Here is a 446-nt window from a genome sequence, read left to right as displayed (position 1 = left end):
TAGCCGTATCGGAAGGTGCGGCTGGATCACCTCCTTTCTATGGAGAATTGATGAACACTGTTCATCAATATAAGTTTCCGTGTTTCGTTTTCGTTTAGTTTTGAGAGTTCAATAAAAGTATTGACTCTTAAATGTGAATATGATATAAATAATTTCTGCAATTTGTATGGGCCTATAGCTCAGCTGGTTAGAGCGCACGCCTGATAAGCGTGAGGTCGATGGTTCGAGTCCATTTAGGCCCACCATACATTTTACGGGGCCTTAGCTCAGCTGGGAGAGCGCCTGCCTTGCACGCAGGAGGTCAGCGGTTCGATCCCGCTAGGCTCCACCAAAAAGCTATTTTATATAGCAAATGGTATGTTCTTTGAAAACTAGATAACAGTGTAGCTCATATTTTTTAATTTTAGTTTGGTTAAGTTAGAAAGGGCGCACGGTGGATGCCTTGA

2 tRNA genes are annotated in these 446 nt (G+C 42.8%); both read left to right on the top strand.

What is annotated here, in order from left to right:
- Positions 1 to 168 precede the first annotated feature (168 nt).
- A tRNA-Ile gene (locus tag MR109_RS29745) sits at positions 169 to 245 on the top strand.
- A 10-nt stretch (positions 246 to 255) separates the two neighbouring features.
- Positions 256 to 331, top strand: a tRNA-Ala gene (locus tag MR109_RS29740).
- Positions 332 to 446: the final 115 nt, after the last annotated feature.

The organism is Bacillus cereus group sp. BfR-BA-01310 (assembly GCF_022664325.1).
GTDB lineage: Bacteria > Bacillota > Bacilli > Bacillales > Bacillaceae_G > Bacillus_A > Bacillus_A paramycoides.
The sequence above is the reverse complement of the archived record's forward strand: the minus strand, read 5'-3'. Positions and strand labels throughout refer to the sequence as shown.